At 65.6% G+C, this 22,966-nt stretch carries 21 protein-coding genes; 5 read left to right on the top strand and 16 right to left on the bottom strand.

All coding sequences use genetic code 11. The features are described 5' to 3' along the window. Positions 1-63: 63 nt before the first annotated feature. On the bottom strand, positions 64-1,632 hold the full coding sequence (locus R4P47_RS12690; RefSeq protein WP_269594462.1) for an ABC-F family ATP-binding cassette domain-containing protein: 1,569 nt from the start codon (positions 1,630-1,632) through the stop codon (positions 64-66). A 133-nt stretch (positions 1,633-1,765) separates the two neighbouring features. Continuing rightward, entirely contained in the window at positions 1,766-2,311 is a 546-nt protein-coding gene (locus R4P47_RS12695) for a hypothetical protein (RefSeq protein ID WP_269594463.1), read from the bottom strand. Between the two features lie 91 nt (positions 2,312-2,402). Here R4P47_RS12695 and R4P47_RS12700 point away from each other — a divergent pair, with 91 nt between their 5' ends. From R4P47_RS12700 to R4P47_RS12710, 3 genes are all read left to right on the top strand, one after another. Then, positions 2,403-4,232 carry a penicillin-binding transpeptidase domain-containing protein gene (locus R4P47_RS12700; RefSeq protein WP_269594464.1) on the top strand — a complete coding sequence of 610 codons (1,830 nt, stop codon included), beginning with the start codon at positions 2,403-2,405 and terminating at the stop codon, positions 4,230-4,232. 106 nt (positions 4,233-4,338) lie between these two features. Beyond that, on the top strand, positions 4,339-6,000 hold the full coding sequence (locus R4P47_RS12705) for an NTF2-like N-terminal transpeptidase domain-containing protein (protein WP_269594576.1): 1,662 nt from the start codon (positions 4,339-4,341) through the stop codon (positions 5,998-6,000). Between the two features lie 67 nt (positions 6,001-6,067). Then, on the top strand, positions 6,068-6,814 hold the full coding sequence (locus tag R4P47_RS12710; protein ID WP_068049019.1) for a sulfite exporter TauE/SafE family protein: 747 nt from the start codon (positions 6,068-6,070) through the stop codon (positions 6,812-6,814). On the opposite strand, the gene R4P47_RS12715 is transcribed toward R4P47_RS12710, so the two are convergent. The 14 genes from R4P47_RS12715 to R4P47_RS12780 form a co-directional block, all read right to left on the bottom strand. Then, a complete protein-coding gene (locus tag R4P47_RS12715) occupies positions 6,799-8,031 on the bottom strand; it encodes an MFS transporter (protein WP_269594465.1) in 1,233 nt (410 codons plus the stop codon). The two genes, R4P47_RS12710 and R4P47_RS12715, sit on opposite strands and share 16 nt — an antisense overlap. After that, positions 8,024-9,358 (bottom strand): FAD-dependent oxidoreductase, encoded by a 1,335-nt coding sequence (locus tag R4P47_RS12720; protein ID WP_317784936.1) that lies wholly within the window; start codon positions 9,356-9,358, stop codon positions 8,024-8,026. Before R4P47_RS12720 ends, R4P47_RS12715 begins: the two co-directional genes overlap by 8 nt. Further along, complete coding sequence (locus R4P47_RS12725; protein ID WP_317784937.1) at positions 9,355-10,410, bottom strand: ArsO family NAD(P)H-dependent flavin-containing monooxygenase; 1,056 nt, start codon at positions 10,408-10,410, stop codon at positions 9,355-9,357. The genes R4P47_RS12720 and R4P47_RS12725 overlap by 4 nt, the downstream gene beginning before the upstream one ends. A gap of 5 nt (positions 10,411-10,415) precedes the next feature. Further along, a complete protein-coding gene (locus tag R4P47_RS12730; RefSeq protein ID WP_317784938.1) occupies positions 10,416-10,832 on the bottom strand; it encodes a low molecular weight phosphatase family protein in 417 nt (138 codons plus the stop codon). Beyond that, the gene (locus R4P47_RS12735; RefSeq protein WP_149406960.1) at positions 10,829-11,251 is read right to left on the bottom strand and encodes an arsenate reductase ArsC; all 423 of its coding nucleotides are present in this window, start codon (positions 11,249-11,251) and stop codon (positions 10,829-10,831) included. The genes R4P47_RS12730 and R4P47_RS12735 overlap by 4 nt, the downstream gene beginning before the upstream one ends. Beyond that, positions 11,251-12,339 carry an ACR3 family arsenite efflux transporter gene (gene arsB, locus R4P47_RS12740; protein ID WP_269594469.1) on the bottom strand — a complete coding sequence of 363 codons (1,089 nt, stop codon included), beginning with the start codon at positions 12,337-12,339 and terminating at the stop codon, positions 11,251-11,253. The genes R4P47_RS12735 and arsB overlap by 1 nt, the downstream gene beginning before the upstream one ends. Then, positions 12,336-12,701 carry a metalloregulator ArsR/SmtB family transcription factor gene (locus tag R4P47_RS12745; RefSeq protein ID WP_317784939.1) on the bottom strand — a complete coding sequence of 122 codons (366 nt, stop codon included), beginning with the start codon at positions 12,699-12,701 and terminating at the stop codon, positions 12,336-12,338. The genes arsB and R4P47_RS12745 overlap by 4 nt, the downstream gene beginning before the upstream one ends. A gap of 31 nt (positions 12,702-12,732) precedes the next feature. Continuing rightward, positions 12,733-13,986 (bottom strand): APC family permease, encoded by a 1,254-nt coding sequence (locus R4P47_RS12750; RefSeq protein ID WP_269594471.1) that lies wholly within the window; start codon positions 13,984-13,986, stop codon positions 12,733-12,735. Positions 13,987-14,052: 66 nt separating this feature from the next. Next, the gene (locus tag R4P47_RS12755) at positions 14,053-15,150 is read right to left on the bottom strand and encodes a serine hydrolase domain-containing protein (RefSeq protein ID WP_317784940.1); all 1,098 of its coding nucleotides are present in this window, start codon (positions 15,148-15,150) and stop codon (positions 14,053-14,055) included. A 42-nt stretch (positions 15,151-15,192) separates the two neighbouring features. Further along, on the bottom strand, positions 15,193-16,503 hold the full coding sequence (nhaA, locus tag R4P47_RS12760; protein WP_269594473.1) for a Na+/H+ antiporter NhaA: 1,311 nt from the start codon (positions 16,501-16,503) through the stop codon (positions 15,193-15,195). Positions 16,504-16,652: 149 nt separating this feature from the next. Further along, positions 16,653-16,982 (bottom strand): DUF3054 domain-containing protein, encoded by a 330-nt coding sequence (locus tag R4P47_RS12765; RefSeq protein ID WP_256989420.1) that lies wholly within the window; start codon positions 16,980-16,982, stop codon positions 16,653-16,655. A gap of 203 nt (positions 16,983-17,185) precedes the next feature. Next, complete coding sequence (locus R4P47_RS12770) at positions 17,186-17,737, bottom strand: YceI family protein (RefSeq protein WP_068049052.1); 552 nt, start codon at positions 17,735-17,737, stop codon at positions 17,186-17,188. A gap of 112 nt (positions 17,738-17,849) precedes the next feature. Continuing rightward, on the bottom strand, positions 17,850-18,980 hold the full coding sequence (locus R4P47_RS12775) for a YbhN family protein (protein ID WP_317784941.1): 1,131 nt from the start codon (positions 18,978-18,980) through the stop codon (positions 17,850-17,852). 9 nt (positions 18,981-18,989) lie between these two features. Next, positions 18,990-20,465 carry an adenylate/guanylate cyclase domain-containing protein gene (locus R4P47_RS12780; RefSeq protein WP_317784988.1) on the bottom strand — a complete coding sequence of 492 codons (1,476 nt, stop codon included), beginning with the start codon at positions 20,463-20,465 and terminating at the stop codon, positions 18,990-18,992. Between the two features lie 142 nt (positions 20,466-20,607). Between R4P47_RS12780 and R4P47_RS12785 the strand changes: the two genes are divergently transcribed. Both R4P47_RS12785 and macS read left to right on the top strand, forming a co-directional pair. Continuing rightward, entirely contained in the window at positions 20,608-21,786 is a 1,179-nt protein-coding gene (locus R4P47_RS12785) for an AI-2E family transporter (protein WP_317784989.1), read from the top strand. Further along, positions 21,773-22,942, top strand: coding sequence for a MacS family sensor histidine kinase (macS, locus tag R4P47_RS12790; protein WP_317784942.1), 1,170 nt, complete (start codon positions 21,773-21,775; stop codon positions 22,940-22,942). The genes R4P47_RS12785 and macS overlap by 14 nt, the downstream gene beginning before the upstream one ends. Positions 22,943-22,966 lie beyond the last annotated feature (24 nt).

The raw sequence follows: 22,966 nt of genomic DNA on the forward strand, positions 1-22,966 counted from the left end.
TCGTCGATCCTTCCCACCAAGCTGAGCTCGGCGTGTCGAACCAAGGACCGGATCAACCGTTATTCAGACAGTCCCGGTCGGGGTGAGGTCGACGGTGTGGGTGGGTCCGATGGCGTCGAGGAACGGTCGATCGTGGCTGGCGATGATCAGTGCACCTTCGAATGTGTCGAGCGCGTCGATGAGGTGCTGTCGACTGGTGATGTCGAGGTTGTTGGTTGGCTCGTCGAGGATCAGTAGTTTCGGAGCAGGCTCGGCCAGCAGTATTCGGGCCAGTGCGGCCCGCAGTCGTTCGCCACCGGAGAGGGTGGCGACGACGGCGTCGGCGTCGGATCCGCGGAACAGGAAGCGGGCGAGTTGGCCGCGGATCTGTTCGGCCGTGGCGTGCGGAGCGACGTCGGCAATGTTCTCGGCGACGGTGCGGGATTCGTCGAAGACGTCGAGTCGCTGCGGCAGATACTTCCACGGCACCTCTGCCCCGGTGGCGTCCAGGGCCCGCAGCAGCGTGGTCTTGCCGCTGCCGTTCGGTCCGATCAGTGCGATGCGCTCAGGGCCCACGATGCGCAGGTCCTCGTGCGCAAGAACCACCTGTCCCGCGTGGACTTTCGTCGCCGGGAGGTCGACGCGTATTTCGCGGTCGTCGCGCAGGAGATCCTCGGCGGCCGACAGGGACGATCGGGCGTCGTCGACGCGGTCGCTGTGGGTTCCGTGGAGTTTGCCTGCCGATTCCTGGGCCGCCCGCTTGCGTCGGCCCGCGAGGATCGGCGGCACGCGCTTCTGTTCTTCCATCTTCTTGCCGAAGCGCAGGCGTCGGTCGAGTTTGATTCGGGTGTCGATCAATTCGCGTTCCTGCTTGCGGACATCGTTCTTCGCATCGCGGATCGTTGCCCGTGCCGCCTGCTGTTCCGCGTCGACGACCGAGCGGTAGTGCTGGTAGTTGCCGCCGAACATGCGCAGCCGCGACACTCCGCTGCGCTCTGCTCGCACCTCGGCGATGGTCTCCACGCGTTCGAGCAACTCGAGGTCGTGAGTGCACACGATCAGCACACCCGGGTAGCCGTCGACTGCCGTGTACAACCGTTCTCGCGCAACCTGATCGAGATTGTTGGTCGGCTCGTCCAGTAGCAGTACGTCGGGTTGGGCGAGCAATTGTGCGGTGAGTGCCAGCAGCGTCGTCTCGCCGCCCGACAGGGTGCCGACGCGGCGATCCAGGTCGCCCACAGAGCCGACGATGCTGCCGAGGCCGAGTTTGTTCAGCAGTGCCAGAGCGCGTTCCTCGACGTCCCACGCCGATCCGACGATTGCGAAGTCGTCCTCGGTGGAGGAGCCGGATTCTATGCGATGCAATGCTTTTCGCACCGACTCGATGGCCAGCACCCGATCCACGGATAGATCGGGGTCAAGTGTGACGTCCTGGCGTAGATGGCCCAACACGCCGGGAATCGAGATCGAACCGCGCTGCGGCGTCAACTCCCCGACGAACAATCTCAGCAGGGTCGACTTGCCGGCACCGTTGGAACCGATCAGACCTGTTGTGCCGCTTGGGAAGACGGCCGACATGGCGTCGAACACGGAGTCCCCGTCGGGCCAGGCAAACGTCAGATTCGAGACAGAGAGGGAGGATGAATGAGGCATGGATGCTCCAAAGGTGTGCGTGCGATGGATCTGCAGGCGTCTAGAACCTTTGGAAGAGCAATGGCCTCTCCGAATCTGTGGGCGACAAGGCGAAGACCACCTTAGCCCCGAACCCGAAGGGCACGCAAGCGAATTAGACCGACGGGCCCCTCTTGCGTAGTTCGTCGACCGTCGTCATGGCGCCCCGCAGTTCGTCGAGCCACTCCTGGGTGTGCTCGCCGACGAGTTTCACGGCCCAGGCCAGAGCGTCGGCCCGGGAGCGGGCGACGCCGGCGTCGACGAGAGTGTCCAGGACGCGACGCTCGGGCTGACGCAGGCGTGTCATGACCGGGACGGCGAGGTGGGTGAACAGGACCACCTCGGATCCGGTCCGAACACCCCACGCGACCTTGCGGCCGTATCGCTTCTCCGCCTCGTCAGCGATCTGCATGCGGTCGCCCCGGGTGGTTTCACGGAATCGCGCGATGCGGCCCTCGGTGGCTGCGGATGAACTGTCCTGCTCCACGGGCAATGTTCCGACGACGACGATTTCCTCTCGGTCGACCTCGACCGAGGCGGCACCGTCGAACCAGGTGTCCGGGAGTCGGCCACCGAACCAATCGGCTGCATCGGTGGCATCCGGAATGTCTGCGTGCTGCCAGCCGCCGGGGCGACCGAACGAGCGTCCGTTGGGTTTCATGGGGACTCCTCGGTGGGTGTTGTAAGACTGATTACATAATTACACCTCATTTCGAGATCGTGCCATCGGTGTTTCGCGGATGCGCTGGGGCATGATCGACCTCGTGCGCACTTCGAGAAGACCGACGACTCTGGCCGCGATCGTGTCCGTCCTGGCACTGGTTCTCGCCGCCTGCGGGCAGAGTGGGCCGGATCAGCCGCAGACTGTCGCCGAGCAGTTCGCGGAGGCGGTGAACAGCTCGAACATCGATCAGGCCGCCGCGTTGACCACCGACCCGGCAGGCGCGACGGCAGCGCTCACCGAGCTGTACGACGGGTTGTCGGCCGGCGGAACAGTGACGGCCACTCCCGATTTCGAGGCCGTCGACGCCAACGAGGATGCGGGCACGTTCACGTTGAATGCCGGCTGGCGCTTCTCGACGACCACCGACGGCACCGCCGAACCCGACGGCGAACCGAAGGAGTGGAACTACACCACCTCTGCGACAGCGGCCGAGACCGAGCAGGGCTGGAAGATCACCTGGGATCCGGCGATGTTGGTTCCGGGCCTGACCGCCGACTCGTCGGTGCGTTTCACTCCCACCGATGCGCTCGTCGCACCGCGCATCTTCGACGGCAACGGCGTCGAGTTGATGTCGCAGCAGGTGGTGAACCTCGTCAACGCCGATGCGACGGCCGATCCGGCAGCGGTCGCGAATCTCGTCGGCTCCGTTGTTCCGGGTGTCACGGCCGAATCGGTGGCAGCGACTGTTGCCGGCGCGCAAGGTAACTCAGCGACGATCGTCACCCTTCGTCAGTCCGATATCGACCCCATCGGTGCTCAGCTCGCGGCCGTCCCCGGGGTCACCCTGGCTCCGCAGACGCGGCTGCTCGCCACCGACCGGAATCTCGTTTCGCCGGTCCTCAACGACCTGACGACGCTGTGGGAGCAGGAGCAGGCCGCCAATCGTGGATGGGCTGTGCAGGCCGTTGCCGCGGACGGCTCCATCACCCCGCTTGCCGGCCGCGACGCCGCAACGGGAGACGACATCGCGACCACCCTGGATTCGGCACTGCAGCTCAAAGCCGAGAATGCTCTCTCGTCGCTGCCGCAGCAGGCGGCCATCGTGGCGCTTCGGCCGTCGACGGGTGCGGTTCTCGCCGTGGCGCAGAACGCCGCCGCGGACGCCGAGGGTCCGATCGCCCTCACCGGTCTGTACCCGCCGGGGTCGACCTTCAAGACGGTGACCACCTCGGCTGCACTGCAGTCCGGTGCAGTCACCCCCGATACCGTGCTGCCGTGCCCGGCGACCGAGAACATCGAGGGTCGGCAGATCCCGAACGACGACAACTTCGATCTCGGCAACGTGCCGCTGCACACCGCTTTCGCCAGGTCCTGCAACACGACGATGGGCCGCCTGGGCGTGGCACTCCCACCGAACGGGCTGACCGACGCGGCAGCGCAGTACGGCCTCGGCGTCGACTACGTCACCCCCGGTCTGACGACCGTCACCGGTTCGGTGCCGTCCGCCGACACCCCGGCGCAGCGGGTCGAATCCGCCATCGGCCAGGGGCAGGTGACCGCGTCGCCGTTCGGAATGGCGCTGGTCGCGTCGTCGATCGCGAACAACGGATTGCTCCCACCGACGGTGGTCCCCAGTGGGCCGGGAGTGGGAAACATGCAGCCGGCAGCGGTGAACCCCCAGGTCACCGAGCAGATCAAAGCCATGATGCGCGAGACGATCACCGGCGGCACGGCCACGGCGCTGAACGACATCCCCGGGTTGCTCGGCAAGACCGGCACCGCCGAATTCGGTGCGAACAACGAGGGAGCGCACGGCTGGTTCGTCGGTATCTCCGGTGATCTCGCGTTCGCGGTGTTCGTGAACGACGCAGGCAGTTCGACCCCGGCCATCGAGGCTGCGGGTCGTTTTCTGCGCTAGTCCAGGTCCGGAACCGACCACGGCGTATCCCAATCGTGACCGGCTCGTATGAATCCCGTGCTTGTTACTCGTGTGACTACAGTGAATATTGTGACTCATGAGTTCTATGAGTCGTGCCCGTCGTGGCCCGCGCAAGGTCCGCGGTCGCTACTTCGTCGCCGTTGCGGCATCGGCGACGTTGACGGTCTCGGCAGCGTTCTGGATGGTCGATCGCCCACCGAGCGAGGCCGAGGTGCTGGTCTCCAAATTCGTCGACGCCCTGGACAACCGAGACGTCGCTGCCGCTGCCGCGATGACGACTTATCCGAACGCCGCGACGGCCGCGCTGAACCAGATGTTCGACGGCTTGTCGGCCGACGGCACGTCCACCGGGGATTTCGACCTGACCCAGTACATGGACCTCTCCGAAGAGAGTGGCTACTTCACTCTCGCGTCGGCGTGGAATTTCGGTGAGGGCAAGGACTGGAAGTACAGCGCTCAGGGCTCGACCAAGAAGCTCAGCGTCGGTTGGCGCATCGCGTGGGACCCGGCCACTCTCGTTCCGGACCTCACCTCGGGCGGATCGGTTCGATACACCCGGACCGACGCTGCCCCGCCGCTGATCTTCGACGCCGCGAGCAACGTGCTGATGAGCGAGCGAACCATCAACGCCATCTCCCTCGACCCTGCGCAGACGAGCGATCCGGCGGCGTCCACCGCGCAACTCGCAGACGTCATCGATGTCGTCGCACCGCTCATCACCTCCGAATCGATGCTGGCCGAGTTGAACTCGTCCGGCGGTGCACCGATCACCGCAGTGACCCTGCGTGACGACGATTTCGCCGTCCTCGAAGACGACCTGCGCGCCGTGCCGGGTGTGGTGGTTTCTCCGCAACCCAAGCTGATCGTCGACGACCGTCGGATCACCTCACCCGTGCTCGACTCGTTGCGAAGCGCATGGCAGGAAGGACGCGACGCCACCGCAGGCTGGGCCGTCGACACCTACACCGTCGACGGAGTCGGTGAGCGCCGTGTCGGTTTCCAGGGTCCTGGTGGTCCTGACCTGCACGCAACGCTCGATCCGCGTGTTCAACTCGCCGCCGAGAATGCGGTGGTCATGGCGGGGTCGTCGGCGTCGATCGTCGCTCTGTCCACCTCGACCGGTGCGATTCTCGCTGCGGCACAGAACAGTTACGCGAACGAGCAGGGCGACGTGGTGTTCGGGGGCTCCTACCCGGCCGGCACCGCGTCGGAGTTGGTCGCGGCGGCACAGTCCGATCGCGGTGACGACAGCGCCGAGGATGCAGCTGCGGCACTGGGTCTCGGTATCAGCTACTCGATGCCCGGCCTCGACGCCTACACCGGAACTCCCGCCGACAGTCGCAGCGCGATCGACGGCATCAGGGCCGTGTCGACCGCCTCCGGTGACGAGGCGACGGTGACTCCGTTCGGTCTCGCACAGATGGCGGCCGCGATCTCACGGGGCAGCGCTCCGACTCCGACGATCGTCGCCGGCCAGACCGCGGTCGCCAATCGTGAGTCCCAGGCACTCGGGTCGGATGCGGCAAATCGGTTGCGCGACATCCTTGCCGACTCGTCACGCAGTAGCGGTCTCGACACGTTCGACGGGGTGCAGGGATTCGCCGGGGAAAGTGGCGACGATCGCTTCGTGCTCGCCACCAGTGGTGATGTCGCGTTTGCGGTCTACATCGAGGACGCGGACGGCGGGGATCAGGCAGTGCGCATGACGAGCCGGTTGCTGCAGGAGATGGCGAACCCCGTCGAGTAGGGCAGGAGTGGAGCCTGCGAAATGACCAGGGATGTGGGTCGATCGTTAGGCACGGTAGTTTTATTCGGTGACTGTGCTCGATTTCGGACTCCTGGTGGTGGCCGGGTTCTTCGCCGGGCTCATCGGGTTCGTCACCGGGCTCGCATCGCTGGTCTCCTACCCTGCGTTGCTTGCGGTGGGTCTGCCTGCGGTGTCTGCGAACGTGACGAACACGGTCGCATTGGTCGCGGCCGGTGTCGGGGCGACGGCGAGTTCCTCGGCCGAGCTCGCCAAGGACGGAAAGCAGCTGGTTCGGTACGCGATCTACTCGGCTCTCGGCGGTACCACCGGTGCAGTTCTGTTGCTCAATACGCCGGACGGTTCGTTCGAGGTGGTCGTACCGTTCCTGGTGGCGATGGCAGCCATTGCGCTCCTGCTGCAGCCGAGTATTCGAAAGCTGTCCGGCGGCAGAGAGTTTCCGACGCTCTATCCGCTGGCCCTGTTCGCCGTGGCGATCTACGGCGGCTACTTCGGGGCCGGGGCAGGCGTCATCTTCCTGGCGTTGGCGTTGATCTGCACTTCGGATACCTTCTGGCGCGCAAGCGTTCTGAAGAGCTTCTTCCTGGGCATCGCCAATCTGATTGCGGCGATCATCTTTTCGTTCTTCGGTCAGGTGCACTGGTGGGCGGCGCTTGCGCTGGCCATCGGATGTTTCGTCGGCGGTGCCTGCGGGCCACCGACGGTCAAGGTGATCTCGCCGATCATCCTGCGCGTCGGCGTCGGGATTCTGGGGCTCGGTCTCGCCGGGTGGCTGGGGTATCAGGCCTTCGGCTGACGGACGGTGGTCGGCATGCTCAGCGCAGCCAGCCCGACGGCGGTCAGCGCCAGCAAGCCGAGAATCACGTACGCACCCGAGTAGCTTCCGGTCCATTCGGCGAGCACGGCACCGGCCCAGGGGGCCGAGGCCATCGCGATGACGATCGGCGCAGACATGATGCCGCTCAGATGCCCGTACTGGCTCGGACCCCAGCGATCGGTGATGGCGGTGGCCTGGACGAGTGTGAACAGTCCGCGCGCGAGTCCGGCACCGATCGCGACGGCAATCAGCGCCACGACCGAGCTGGCGACGCCGAGCAGGATGGTCGACAGGGCAGTTGCGGCGATGATCCCTACGGTCCTGGTTCGGGTACCGGCGAAGCGTTGCAACGGAAGGTAACCGATGCGGCCGAGCACCTGCCCGGCTCCGCCGAGACCGAGAGCCGTTGCCGCGAGGGCGGTATCGGCACCGTGTTCGATCAGCAGCGGAACCAGATTGAAGATTCCGGCGAACGCGACGAAGCCGGTGACGCTCATGGCTGCGGTGAGCATGACGAACGGACGACTACGGACGGTCTGTGCAGCAGTAGGTACTGCTCGCGCGTGCGCGGACTCACCCGTCGACGGCCACTGTCCGCGCAACCCGATCGAGTGCGCGGGAACGGTGACGACCAGTAGGACGACTGCGAGTACGAGATACGTTCGACGCCAATCGGAGTGGCTCGACAGGATCGCGGTCAGCGGAGCGAAGACCGTACTGGCCAGTCCCGCGGCCAGAGTGAGGATCATCAGGGCTCGGACGCGGTCGGTGCCCCACCACCGTGTCAGTGCCGCGAAGGCAGGGGGATACAGCACCGCCCCCATGGCGATACCGGCCACGAACCATCCGAGAAAGAACAGCGGAAGTGTCGGGGACGTCGCGATGAGAACCAGCGCGGGTATCGCGAGAATCGACCCTGCGCTCATCACCCAGCGCGGTCCGCGGCGGTCCAGGATGCGACCGACGGGAACTCCGACCAATGCTGCAACGAACTGGCTGATCGAGAACGCGGCCACGATCGACGTCGTCGACCATCCGGTATCCGCGGAGATCGCAGGCGACAGAACGGGGAAGGCGTAGTACAGAATTCCCCAACTGGTGATCTCCGTGACGCACAGAACCGACAGGATTCGGCGTCGCCCCGGGTGCGAAATTTCCAGGGGCAACGCCGAATCCACTGCCGCAGAGTCAGTCACGCGACGGTGCGCCGAGAGTGATCAACTCCGGCGCAGCAGGGGCACCGCAGCAACCGCCGCTCGACGGGGCGTCGGGCTCGTCGAACAGGCCCGCGCCGCCGCAGACGCCGGTGTCGGGCAGCGTCAGCTCGACCTTCCGTGCGCCCTCGTGGTCGCCGGCGAGTTCGGCTGCAATGCTGCGAACCTGCTCGTATCCGGTCATCGCGAGGAACGTCGGCGCGCGGCCGTAGCTCTTCATCCCCACCAGGTAGAAGCCGGGCTCGGGTTGGGTGAGTTCTTCGACTCCGTGCGGTGACACCGATCCGCACGAATGCATGTTGGGGTCCACCAATTCGGCGACGAACTTGGGTGCCTGCAGGGTGGGATCGAGATCGAGGCGAACCTCGGACAGCCACGACAGATCCGGCCGGAAGCCGGTGAGCGCGACCACGCGATCGACATTTCCGATGCGAGCGCCGGTATCGCCGACGAGGGTCATCCGATCACCCTCGACCGCAACGGTTTCGGTGCGGAATCCGGATTGCACGGTGAGGAAGCCGTCGTCGACGGCTTTCTTGGCGCGTTGCCCCAGCGCGCCGCGGGCGGCGAGTTCGTCGGCTTCGCCGCCGCCGAACACGTCTGCGGTGACGCCTCGGCGCACGGCCCAGGTGAGCGTCGTTCCCGGTTCTTCTGCAGCGAGTTCGGCGAAGGTGATGATGGCGGTCAGGGCGGAGTGGCCGCTGCCTGCGATGACCGTGTGCTTGCCCGCGAACTGGGCGCGAATCGCCGGATCGGTCAGATCGGGGACCCGGTAGTCGATTCTGTCGGCGGAGAACTTCTCGCCGATGGCCGCAAGCCCTTCGCTACCCAGTGGATTGGGCGATCCCCAGGTGCCCGACGCGTCGACGACCGCGCGGGCGAGAACACGTTCCTCGCTGCCGTCGGAGTGTCGGATGTGCACGGACAGCGGCTCGGTGTCGCGGCCGGCGTCGACGACGCGGTCGCGTCCGCGGCGGGCTACACCGACCACTTCGGAGTCGACTCGAACAGCGTCACCGAGGACAGCGGCGAGGGGCGCGAGGTACCGCTCCACCCATTCGCGCCCGGTGGCGTAGGTGTCGCCGTCCGGTGCAGTCCAGCCGGTCGGCTCGAGCAACCGTGCGGCAGCGGGATCCACGACCTCGGACCACGGGGAGAACAACCGCACGTGGTTCCATTCGGACACTGCCGCGCCCGCGGACGGTCCGCGTTCGAGAACGACCACGGCAGAGCCGGTTTCGGTGAGATGTGCTGCGGCGGCGAGACCGATGGGTCCTGCGCCGATCACTACTACGGGGTATTCGTTCATGACTGATCTACCTTTCCTCGTCGAGCGAGAGTGTTCACTGCTGCGCGTGCAGTACGGCCGACGCCGATGAGCGTTGCCGATGCCGGTCCGGTCCAGTCGCCGTACCCCAGGAACATCAGGGTCGACTCGCCGTGAATGTGATTGTCTTCCAACGTGATCCGAGGTCCGTCGGTGTGCAGGTGCAGCGGCTGCAGATGCCGCAGTGCGGGCCGAAAGCCGGTGCACCAGACGATCGCATCCAGTTTCTCCGTCGTGTGCCCGTCCGTCACGCCGTCGGTTGTGATCGCCGTGAACATCGGCCGGGCCTGCAGGACTCCGCGATCCCTGGCCTCCTTCACCGGCGGGACCATCACGATGTCGCCCAAGCCTGCGACCCCGCCGGTATCGGTGTCACCCGCTGCCAGCGCTCGGGCCCGGTCGCTGGCGACATCGAACAGCACGCGCCCATCGACGTCGTCGGGCAGGAATTTCGGCTCGCGGCTGGTGTACCAGTAGGTGTCGGCGACGGTGGAGATCTCGGCAAGTATCTGAGCAGCCGAGTTTCCGCCCCCGACGATTCCTACTCGCTTGCCCACGAATCGATCCGGTGTGCGGTAGTCGGCGGCATGCAGTTGGGTCCCACCGAATTCACGCATGCCCGGGTAGCTCGGCCAGAAGGGCCGAGACCATGTTCCCGTCGCGTTTACGACTGCTGTGGCGGTGTACGACTCACCATCGGTGTCGACTCGGTAGCCGCCCGGGACCCGATGCACGGCCGTCACCCGGACGGGCCGGTGCACCGGCAGTTCGTACTTCTTCTCGTACGCTCGCAAGTAGTCGACCACATGAGACGCGGGTGGGAAACCGTTGTGCCACGGTGGCATCGGCCAGCCGGGAAGTCTCGAGTACTCCGCCGGTGAGAACAGGTGCAGCGACGGCCAGTAGTCCTGCCAGGACCCTCCGGCATGCGTCTGGTCGTCGAGAACGACGAAATCGAGCCCGGCTCGCCGCAGGTAGTAGCCGGCGGCCAGTCCTGCCTGACCGCCGCCGATCACCACCACGTCGTACTTCATTCGAGTCAAGCGTCGGTGCCGCGCATGCGAGATGCGAGTTCCTCGACGCGAGCGGCAATATCGTCGCGGACCAGACGCATGCGTTCGATGCCGTCGATACCGCGCTCGGACGGCTCGTCGGTGTTCCAGTTCTCGAACGTCGGACCGTCCACTGGTTCCACGTGTGCCTCGCCACCGAGGGTGACGACGTAGTCCATACGGGCGAGCAGATCGGGATCGATCGGCTTGGGTGCTTCGCCCGACAGGTCGACGCCGACTTCGAGAAGAGACTCGGCCGACAGCGCGTTGACGGCGCCACCCGGTTTCGTTCCGGCCGAGTGCACCTCCACCGAATCGCCCGCCGCCTTGCGCATCAGACCGGCGGCCATCTGAGACTTGCCGCCGTTCTTGACGCAGACGAACAACACGCTGGGTGTCGTCATGACGCCGAACCCTGCTTCGCTGGAACCAGTTCGGCGATCAGGTCCTCGATTCGGCCTCTGATCTCGTCGCGAATCGGCCGCACCGCCTCGACGCCTTTGCCTGCCGGATCGGCCAGTGCCCAATCGCGGTAACTCACTCCGGGGAACACCGGGCAGGCGTCGCCGCAACCCATGGTGATGACGACGTCGGATGTCTCGACGGCCTCGGGAGTGAGGATCTTCGGAGACTGCGACGAGATGTCGATGCCGACCTCGGCCATGGCCTCGACCGCCGCGGAATTGATGGTCTCTGCGGGTGCGCTACCGGCAGACCGCACTTCGACGGTATCGCCGGCGAGGTGGGACAGAAATCCGGCGGCCATCTGAGATCGACCGGCGTTGTGGACGCAGACGAACAGAACACTGGGTGTGTCGGACATCAGGACTCCTTTGTCACTGTGGTCGCGGACGTACTGGGGGCGAAGCGTTTACGCAGTGCGAGCGAGACGTAGACGAGGCCGACCAGTACCGGCACCTCGATGAGTGGCCCGACGACTCCGGCGAGTGCCTGCCCGGATGTCGCGCCGTAGGTCGCGATCGCGACGGCGATGGCGAGCTCGAAATTGTTGCCTGCAGCGGTGAACGCGAGGGTGGTGGTGCGCTCGTAGCCCAGACCCATCGCGGCACCGAGGGCGTAGCCGCCGCCCCACATCACCGCGAAGTACACCAGCAGAGGCAGCGCGATACGCACCACGTCGAACGGCTGCGACGTGATCTGATCACCCTGCAGCGCAAAGAGAATGACGATGGTGAACAGCAGGCCGTAGAGCGCCCACGGGGCGATCCTGGGGATGAACTTCTCCTCGTACCACTCGCGGCCCTTGGCGCGTTCACCGAAGAAGCGCGAGGCGAATCCCGCAATCAGCGGGATTCCGAGGAAGATGAGCACCGATTTCGCGATCTGCCAGGGCGAGGCTTCGATGGTCGTCTGTTCCAACCCGAGCCAGCCGGGAAGGACGGAGAGGTAGAACCATCCGAGGATCGCGAACATGAAGACCTGGAACACCGAGTTGATCGCCACCAGAACCGCGGCGGCCTCTCGGTCGCCGCAGGCGAGGTCGTTCCAGATGATGACCATCGCGATGCAGCGCGCGAGTCCGACGATGATGAGCCCGGTGCGGTACTCGGGCAGATCCGGCAGGAAAAGCCATGCGAGAGCGAACATCAGGGCCGGGCCGAGGATCCAGTTGAGGACCAGCGACCCGATCAGCAGGCGCTTGTCTCCGGTGACGGTGTCGAGGCGGTCGTAGCGCACCTTGGCCAGCACCGGGTACATCATGATCAGCAGGCCGATGGCGATCGGGAGCGACACGCCGTCGATGGAGATGGACGACAATGCGTCGTTCAGCCCGGGGATCATGCGTCCGAGGATCAGGCCGACGACCATGGCCACACCGATCCATACGGGCAGGAACCGGTCGAGGGTGGAGAGCTTGCCGACTACGGCAGTATCGGTCGTCGTACTCATACCATGACCTCCGTTGACTCTGCAGCGTTCAGCACTGCCGACAGTTGCTGCAGCGCAGCGGGAACGACCGAGTAGTAGACCCAGGTGCCGCGTCGTTCGCAGTCGAGCAGCCCCGCCTCGCGCAACACCTTGAGGTGATGGGAGATGGTGGGCTGCGACAAGTCGAATGTGGGGGAGATATCGCAGACACACGCTTCGCCGCCTGCATGGCTGGCAACGAGGCTGAGCAGACGCAGGCGGACTGGATCTCCCAGTGCCTTGAACATCCGGGCCAGATCTCCGGCCCAATCCTCGGTCAGGGGTTCGTGGATCAGCGGCGAGCAGCACTCGCCGTCGACGAACGACCGGTCTTGGTTCGACATGCGTCTATATTGACGTTCATCGAACCAGCCGTCAAGTGAACAGTCGCCGAACGCGGATCAGCCGGTAGGCGACACCGAGCACGACCACGACGGTTCCGACGGCGATGGAGGTGGCGGGCAGCGTGGCAATCAGGACGACGCATCCGATACTGCCGACGATCTGCAGAACCTTCGGGTACCGCCGGTTCTCGGGGTCCTGGGTATAAGCGCTCAGGTTCGCGACCAGGTAGTACAGCAACACCCCGAACGACGAGAAGCTGATGGCGTTCCGCAGATCGACGACGAGAACGAGGACGCAGACGATCACTGCCAGAGTGATTTCGGCACGATGCGGAACCGAATAGCGCGGATGCACCGCGGTCAAGTACGACGGCAGGTCGTCGTGGCGGGCCATTGCCAGCGACGTGCGGCCGATGCCTGCGATCAGCGCGAGGAGGGCACCCAGCGCGGCCAGCGCTGCGCCGATGCGCATCAGCGGTGACGCCCACGAATGTCCCGATGCCACAACCAGATCGACCAGAGGAGCCGACGACGACGCGAGTGAGTCGGGGCCCAGTACCGACAACAGGGTAAGTGCAATCACCGCATAGACCAGTAGTGCGATACCCAGGGCGGAGACGATGGCGCGCGGAATGGTGCGCTCGGGCCGGACGACCTCTTCACCCAGGGTGGCGATGCGCGCGTAGCCGGCGAAGGCGAAGAACAACAGACCGGCCGACTGCAGAATTCCGTACCATCCACTGTCGGTGAACGAGCCGAGCCCGGCGACGTTCGGCTCGATCGAGCCCGTCAGTCCCAGGACGACACCCACGACGAGCACGGTGAGCACGGCGGCGACCAGAATCTTCGTCAGCACGGCCGTACGGGTGATCCCGAAGTAGTTCACTGCCGTCAACGCAACGATGGCCAGAACAGCAACGACTTTCGTGTACCCGGCAGGTGCGACGTAGGCCGCGAACACCAGCGCCATGGCTGCGGAACTGGCGGTCTTGCCTATGACGAAGCTCCACCCCGCCAGGAAGCCGGGCCACTCGCCGAGCCGCACTCGGCCGTAGATGTACGTTCCGCCCGATGTCGGATACTGCGCGGCGAGCTGCGCCGACGATGTTGCGTTGCAGAACGCGACGACCGCGGCGATGCCGAGACCGATCAGCAGACCCGTGCCCGCGACGGCCGATGCGGGGGCGAACGCGGCGAACACCCCGGCTCCGACCATCGAACCGACACCGATGGCGATGGCGTCGAACAGCCCGAGTCGACGGCTGAGCGATGGCGGATTCGTCATGCCAGGAACCGATTGTCGATCACGGCGACAACTGTAGGTGCTGCACCCGACTCGGCGTCGATCCTGTCAGCGCAGTTCCTGGAACTCCGACAGCAGCGCGAAGGTGGCCTCGCACAATTCGGTCTGCGTCAGCAGGATGCCGACCGTCCCGTCCGGGTCGACGAAGAAGTCGGTGCCCTGCCCGCCGGACCATCCGTAACGGCCGAGGTGCTCTCCTTCGGTGACGACCGAGACGCCGAATCCCCACCCCGTACCCGGCCAGAAGCCCGGGTAGAAACTCCCGTCGGTCTTGATCGACGCGGGCACCTGGTCGTGTGTCATCAGCTCCAGGTGCTCGGTCGACACGGACGTCGGGACAGCACGGAGAAAGCGATGAAAATCGGTCACGGTCGACACCAGCTCACCGTGACTCACGTCGACTGGGGGCGGTCCCGCATAGGGTCCGCCCGCGGCGGGTTCGGTCTCGATCAACGACCCGTCCTCGTACCGGTAGGCCGCCGTCAGGCGATGGCATCGGTCGGTGGGTACCCACAGTCCGGTGTCGGGCATGTCGAGTGGCCCGAACAGGTCGTCGCGGAGGTGATCCTGCAGAGACCGGCCGACGATACGAGAGACGAGGATGCCGAGGATCGCGAAGCCGTGGTGGTAGCGCCACCCGGAACCGGGCTGAAAAGCCAGCGGAAGATCCGCCATGCGGGCCAACCACTCGTCCGCGCCGAGCGGAGACGGCGCGGGGCCGGCTTCCGTGTCGTTGGCTCTCATCGCCCGGGCCAGCGGGGTGTCTCCCGTCTGAATTCCGTACCCACTGGTGTTGGTGAGCAAGTGCCGCAACGTGATCGGCCGGTCCTGCGGAACGGTGTCGTCGAGTGCAGCGTCGGGGCGGGTGAGCACGGGGCGACCGGCGAGTTCGTGAAGCCAGGGCACGACGTCGTCGTCGAGCGTCAGCCGGCCCGCCTCCACGAGCCGCAGGGCGGCCACACCGGTGACGATCTTGGTCATCGACTGAATCCGGACCAGTGCGTCGACCGCCATCGGTGGACCGCCGACCGCCGATGACCCGACCGCGACGGGTTCCGCATCGGGGCCACCCAGGAGCGCTGTTGCCCCCGGCATCAGTCCAGCGTCGATATGCCGGGTCAACAGTTCGCGTACGGTCTCGCTCACGGACTCATCGTGTCACCGCAGCAGTCCGGATTCCAGCGCTCGCTACTTTTGATACACGTCCGGGATGCCGTCGTGGTCGTCGTCGCGGGTCTCTTCGGTGTGGATGTCGCGGTAGGCCTTGTTGCGGCTGCGCAGGATGATGGCGGCCAACGATGCCGCGATGATCGAGCCGGTGAGGACGCCGACCTTGACGTGGTCGTCGCGCTCGGTTCCTTCGCCGAAGGCAAGGTCGCCGATCAGCAGCGAGACGGTGAATCCGATACCCGCGAGCATCGAGACGCCCAGGACGTCGAGCCATTTCAGTCCGGCGTCCAACGTCGCCCGGGTGAAACGGGATACGAGGTAGGTGGTGCCGAAGATGCCGATGGCCTTACCGATGACGAGGCCGGCGATGATGCCGATGGCGATCGGATCGGTCAGCGCGCTGGCCAGTCCGGAGAATCCGCCTACGGTCACACCGGCCGCACAGAATGCGAACAGGGGAACCGCGATGCCCGCCGAGATCGGCCGGATCTTGTGCTCGAAGTGCTCGGCGAGGCCGGGGCCTGCTTCGGGGCCACCGTTGGCCTTGCTGCGCATCACCGGGACAGCGAAGCCGAGCAGCACGCCCGCGACGGTGGCGTGAACGCCGGACTCGTGCATGAGTACCCAGGTCACGACCGCCAGCGGGATGAGAATCCACCACGAGCGGACGCGCATCTGTACGGCCACCGCGAACAGGGCGAGCGGAATCAGTGTCAGGCCGAGCGCGATGAAGTTGATGTCGTCGGTGTAGAAGATGGCGATGACACTGACGGCCAGGAGGTCGTCGACCACAGCCAACGTCAGTAGGAAGGTACGCAGTGCGGTCGGCAGGTGGGTGCTGATCACGGCGAGCACGGCAACGGCGAACGCGATGTCGGTCGCGGTGGGGATTGCCCAACCGAGCAGGGCGCCGTCTCCGGTGCCGAGGTTGATCAGCACGAAAATGACTGCCGGAACTGCCATTCCGCCGATCGCCGCGGCCACCGGTAGTGCGGCACGTGCGGGATCGCGGAGATCGCCCGCGACGAATTCTCGCTTCAGTTCGAGTCCGACGACGAAGAAGAAGATGGCCAACAGTCCGTCGGCGGCCCATGTCGAGAGCGTCAGATCGAGATGCAGCGCCGACGGACCGACGCGGGTGCTCATCAACGAGTCGTAGGCAGCGGACCACGGTGAGTTGGCCCAGACCAAGGCGATGAGGGTGGCGACGAGGAGCAGTGCGCCACCGACGGTCTCCTTGCGGAGGATCTGTGCGACGCGATCTGCCTCGGACCAGGAGCCCCGGGAGAACAGCGGCAATCGCGTTTTCGGGGTTGATGAATCTGTCACGGAGAGAACGCCTTTCGGTAGCTTCGTCGAGCTGCGAACCGACCGAATATCAGGCAGTGGGTACGCAGCACAGAGTTGTTGCCGACCAGACTTCCCGGCGCACCGTGGATCATCCTATCGCGTCGAGGCTGTTCCCGACGAACTCGGAGTCAACGAACGCTCGGCACGAATTTCGCCAGTGCACGCCAACCCAGTAGCAGAACTGCCGTGGCCAGCGTTGCCACGACGATGAACGACCCGGCTGTTCCCTGCCCGGTCAGTGCACGCAGCACCATGCCCACGACAACCGTCATCACCCACACGACGATGCCCGTCGGAACGATGAGAAAAGCGTCGAACTTGTTGCGGTACAGCGCAAACGCGACGACCCAGCCGATGGCGGCACCGAGAACGAACGGCCAGGCGGTGTGGAACAGGCCGGACAGTGCGGTGGCCTCGGCGTGACTGCGCCGACCGATCGCGGCGAACAGCAGGACCATGGCCAGATCGAGGATGCCGGCAACTACAGGAGAACGAAACTTCACGCGCACCACTGTAGACACCGACGGCGAAAGACCCGCACCGACGATTGCGATGCGGGCCTTTCGCGGGTCCACCCAGGGCGGATCAATGTGGGTTTCAGTCAGTTGGACTGCAACGAAGTCGCATTGATCCGGCGGGGGAGGGGTGATGCGGGGCGGGATTACGCCTGCAGGCCCGCTTCGATTTCGAGGTTCAGCGTGATCTTGTCGCCGACGACAGCGCCGCCACCCTCGAGGGGCATGTCGATGCTGATGCCGAAGTCCTTGCGGTTGATGACGGTGCTGGCCTCGAAGCCGGCGACCGGTCCGTTGCCCATGCCGGCGTTCACGCCGTTGAACTCGAGCTTCAGGTCGATGGAGTTGGTGACGCCGTGGAGGGTGAAGTCGCCGGTGACGACGAAGTCTCCGCCGTCGGCCTTGACCGAGGTGGACTTGAACGTCGCGGTGGGGAACTTCTCGACCTCGAAGAAGTCGGCGGTCTTGAGGTGGCCGTCGCGCTGCGCGTTGTCGGTGGTGATGGACGCGACGTCGATCTCGGCGTCGACGGACGGGGTGCCGTCGGCGTCGACGGTAATGGTGCCGCTGAAGTTCTGGAAGCGGCCACGGACCTTGCTGACGACAAGGTGGCGGACGGTGAATCCGACGGTGGAGTGGGTTGCGTCGATGGCCCAGGTGCCTGCGGTGAGCTCGGGAAGTGCGATGGCGGTGGTCATGAGGACTCCTAGTTGGGTTGAAGGTTCAAACTCATAGTACACAAGCGGACCGGGGTCCGTATATATTCCGGGTGAACAGAAAGTGACGGACGCCATACCGTGTGGGGAGTGGCTAGGCGGTTTCCGGATCGCCCTTGGTGTCGCGGATGCCCTCGGTGCGCCGCAGCTCGGCGGTCTCCTGCTGCTCGAGCGCGATGTCGAATTCCAGATCGGCGTGCTGATGCCCCCGGAACAGCACGAGGAACACGATCCACCCGACGATGGCGACGAGGATGAAACTGACGCCGCGATACACCAGGGCGGAGGCCACGGCTTGCGATGCGCTGATCGAGGCAGCGCTGGTGAGGAACGCGATGAGGGTCGCGTCGACCACCACCAGGCCGCCGGGTGCGAGCGGAACCGATCCCACGGCCTTGCCCGCGGCGAATGCGATCAGCAATCCCGACAACCGGGGATCTGCGCCGACGGCGAAGCAGGCGAACGCCAGGCATGCGACGTCGCCGAGTCGATGCACGGCGGACCACGACAGAGTGAGCGCGCCGTCGCGTTTGCCGAGCTGGACGGACTGGATCTGACCGATGATCTTGTCGATGCCCTCGGCACCGGCGTCGAGCTCGTGGTTGCGGAACGCGTTGTATCGACGCAGTCCCCAGCGTGCGATGTTCTTGATCGACTGCGGATGGTTCGAGATGTAGCGGACGGCGACGACGATCGCGACGACACCGGCGATCGGCAGAACCAGGGTGAAGGTGTTGAACGAACTTCCGACCACCAGTCCGCCTGCCACGCCGAGGACGGCAAGACCTGCAGCGGCGATCACGCCCGAGATGGCCAGTTGCCAGGACGCGACGACCGGGCTCGCACCCCAGCGGCGTGTCTCGCGGTAGGTGAACGCGGTGGAGAACACCTGGCCTGCGGGGAGGGTGAGCGCCATTGCGGTGCTGCCGTAGATGACGGACACGGACTTGCGTTGGCGGACCTTCACGCCGCCTGCGTCGAGCAGTTGCTTCTGCACTCGGCCGAATGCACTCAGCGACACGGCCTGGGCGAAGACGCAGGCCGCCAGCCAACCCCAGTGGATTTCGCGGACGGCGGTCCAGGATTCGTGCAGCCGCGGCCAGAGGTAGATCGCCTCGCCCACCAGCAGGGCCACCAGAGCGATTCCGGCGATCCACTTGACCCACCGGAGTCGGTTGCGCGGACGCCGTACTGCGGGTCCGCTGGTGGAGCTGGGGTCGGGCACCCTGTCAGACTAACCGTCGCTGGAAGAGGAGTCGGGATACTCCACCGGCCAGGCCAGATGGGTGGCACGTCGTCGACCACGCAGTTGTACCTGGTCTCCCAGCTCCCACTGTTCCTGTTCCTCGTCGTCAGCGAAGTACAGGGCCGAGGTCGACGCCAGGACGCGTCCGGGACGCAGTTTTGCCAGCTCGGTGAGCCTGGACGCCTCGTTGACCGGGTCTCCGATGACCGTGTATTCGAAGCGCTCCGACGCACCGATGTTGCCTGCGACGGCCAATCCTGCCGATACGCCGATGCCGATGTCGAGGCCGGTGATCTCGTCCAACGCGAATCGCAGTTCACGCGCGGCGGCGAGCGCGGCGGTCGGCGCGTCGGGACGATCCAGTGGGGCACCAAAGATTGCGAGGGCCGCGTCGCCCATGAATTTGTTGACGAACCCGTGATGACGCCCGACGACGTCGACGACCACCCGGAAGAACTCGTTGAGCAACACCACGACCTCGCTCGGTGGGCGCTCGGAGGCGGTGGCGGTGGAGCCGACCATGTCGACGAACAGCACTGCGACGAATCGTGTCTCGCCGCCGAGCTCGGTTCCGAACTGCAATGCCCGACGCGCCACGTCCTCACCGACGTGCTGGCCGAACAACTCTCGCAGGACGCGTCGTTCGGCCGATTCCTCCATCATTCGGTTGAAGCCCACCTGTAGGCGTCCGATCTCGGAACCGTCGAACACGTCGACCTCGACATCGGTCTCGCCGCGCTGAACTCGCTCGATGGCGCTGCGCAGCTGACTGATCGGGTCGGAGATCTGGCTCGCGGTGAGCATCGAGAGTACGAATGCCTGCACGATGGCCAGCACGCTGAGCAGGATGATGGCCACGGCGAGCGCGTTGGGGGAGAACACCAGATCGGTGGTCAGCTGCGTGGCGCACAGCAGAATGATGCCGATGACGGGCATCAAGGTGCCCAGGCCCCAGGTCATCGCCATGCGAGTACCGACGCCGGGGGTCATCGTGCGGTCGAATCTGCCCTCGCTCAACGCCAGTGCCGCGACCGGTCGCAGGATGCGCTCGCCGAGCATGTAGGTGAATCCGAACGTCACGGTGGCCGCCATACCGACGGTGACGATGACGGCGATGGACAACGACGGCATCTCCGCGATGGTCAACAGCACGAAGATGATGCCGCCGATGATCCAGAGAATGAGGTGCACGATGGCCTGACGCAACGGCGCGTGCAGCGTCGTCATCTGCTCCTTGCGGGTGGGTGGGCCACCGCGGAGCTGCCACCGGATCACCGAACGCAGGAGGAAGTACGCGTAGATCAGGCTGACGACCAAGGCCACCAGTAGGTACGCCCCGAAGATGTACACGTTGCGGACGCGGTCGGCGACGATCGATTGCGATTCGGGGATGGGCAGGCCGTATCGCACGAAGGCGAACACGAGCACCGCACCGAAGACGTTGGCGATGAGCATCGAGAGCATATAGAGCGGCCAGCGACTCTTCAGGGTGAGCGAGACCGCTCGGAAAGATGCCAGCACGGGTTAAATTTAGCGGGTGAGCACCGACGAGTTGCGGGCGCAAGGTACGGGGGCGTCCCCGGGCCCCGGTTCGGCTGCGGATTCGGTGCATCCGCTGGTGCGGGTCGGCGCGGAATGGACGTGGCGACTGCTTGTCCTGTTTGCCGGATTCATCACGTTCTGCCTGGTGGTGGCCAAACTCAGCACCGTCGTCATTCCGCTCGGTCTTGCACTCCTGGCGTCGGCGATGCTCGTTCCGGTCGTCGATTGGATGCACCGACGCGGAGTGCCACGCGCCGTCGCGGTGATCGTCGTCATCATCGCCAGTCTCGGTGTCGTCGCCGGCATCATGACCTTCATCGTCGAGCAGTTCATCGAGGGCCTACCGCAGGTGGGTGATCAGTTCACCCAGTCCATCAACGGCATCGAGGAATGGCTCAGCAACGGCCCGCTGCACATCAGCGAGGATCAGATCAGGCAGGCCACGGACAGCCTCGTGAAGGTCGTTCAGGACAATCAGGAGGCCGTCACCAGCGGAGCGCTGACCACTGCGGCGGTGATCGGCGAGATACTCACCGGCGCGTTGCTCACGCTCTTCGTCCTCATCTTCTTCCTGTACGGCGGAGATCAGATCTGGCAGTTCGTCACCCGGCTGGCCCCGACCGCGGCCCGCAGCAGAATCCGCACCGCGGGCATCCAGGGCTTCGGGTCTCTGGTGGGATACGTCCGGGCGACGGTTGCCGTCGCAGCCGCCGATGCCATCGGCATCGGTGCCGGGCTGGCCATTCTCGGTGTGCCACTCGCTCTTCCGTTGGCCTCGTTGGTGTTCATCGGCGCGTTCATCCCGATCATCGGTGCGGTGCTGACCGGATTCGTCGCGGTGTTCATCGCACTCGTCACCAAGGGCCTGATCACCGCGGTCATCACCCTCGGCATCGTGGTGGCCGTCATGCAGCTCGAAGGCCATGTGCTGCAACCACTCCTGCTCGGCCGCGCCGTGCGACTGCACCCGTTGGCGGTGGTCCTGTCAATCACCGTCGGCATTCTGCTCGCGGGCATCGTCGGAGGCCTGCTGGCCGTACCGATCGTCGCCGTCCTCAACACCGCTGTGCGGTCGCTGCTGGCCGCCGACCCGGACGAGGTCTACGAGGAACTCGAGGTGCCCGACCCGCTGTACTCCGCCGAGCCGAGCGACCCGCACACTCCTCCCGGTAGCGACGAGCCGGAGCGACTCCTCAAGGGAGAGTTGAAGACTCCGAACGAGAAGACCGATGCAGACGGCTGATCGGGCCAGGACCACGCTCACCTCGTCCGATCCCGACACCCCGCTGTGGCGTGCCTCCCAGGTCTTTCGACTGGTCACCCTCGTCTACGCCGTCGGCTACCAGGTGGCCACCGTCGACAATTACACCAATCCGCGGTTGAGCTGGATGCTGGTGGCGTCGATGGCCGTGTGGTCGGGGGCGTCGGCTCTGATGCTCGCGCGCGCCTCGCTTCCGCGCTGGCAGGTGGTGCTCGCCGATCAGGTGATCGTCGTCGCCCTGATGGCGTCGACACGGCTGGTGGCCGACTACGACTGGTACAGCACCCGGCAAACATTGCCGACCACTCTGTGGGCGACCAATGCGGTCATCTCCGCCGCAATCCTGTTGGGCCCCAAGGGCGGCATCGCGTCGGGAGTGGCGATGTCGGTGGTCAGCGCACTCGTCCGCGACCGCTTCGACTCCGACCTCTGGTCCGACGCCACCGCCCCGGTGCTGCTCTCGGCCGGACTGGCGCTGGGGATGGCGTCGAACACCGCCCGGCGCGCCCACGAAGAACTGCGTCGGGCAGCACGGTCGGCTGCGATCACCGAAGAGCGTGAACGGCTGGCGCGGCAGGTGCACGACGGAGTGCTGCAGGTACTGGCCCTGGTGCGACGGCGTGGGCTCGAAATAGGCGGGCCGGCAGCCGAACTCGCCGAGCTGGCCGGTGAGCAGGAGGTCGCTCTGCGGGTGCTGATCTCCGAACAGGCGGCCCAGCGTGGCGATCACACCGATTCGATCGTCGACGTCAGGGCGCTGCTGCGAACCCAGGCGGGTACCTCCGTGGCTGTCTCGACTCCGGCCGATCCGGTGCTCGTCGACTCCGACGTCGCCGACGAACTCGGCGCTGTCGTGGCGACCGCACTGTCCAACGTCGAGCTGCACGCCGGAGCCGATGCGAAGGCCTACGTGCTGCTCGAGGACGTCGACGGGGAATTGATCGTCAGTATCCGCGACGACGGCCGCGGAATCCCGGCCGGACGGCTCGCCGCCGCCGAAGCGGAGGGCAGGATGGGCGTCTCGAAGTCGATACTCGGCCGCGTCGAATCTCTCGGTGGTACTGCGATACTCGACACCGAGGAGGGCGAAGGAACCGAATGGGAGATCCGCATTCCTCGAACGAAGGGACTTCGATGACCGAGGACACGAATGCCGATATCG

The sequence above is a fragment of the Rhodococcus sp. IEGM 1370 genome, from assembly GCF_033142325.1.
In the GTDB taxonomy this organism is placed as follows: Bacteria; Actinomycetota; Actinomycetes; order Mycobacteriales; family Mycobacteriaceae; genus Rhodococcoides.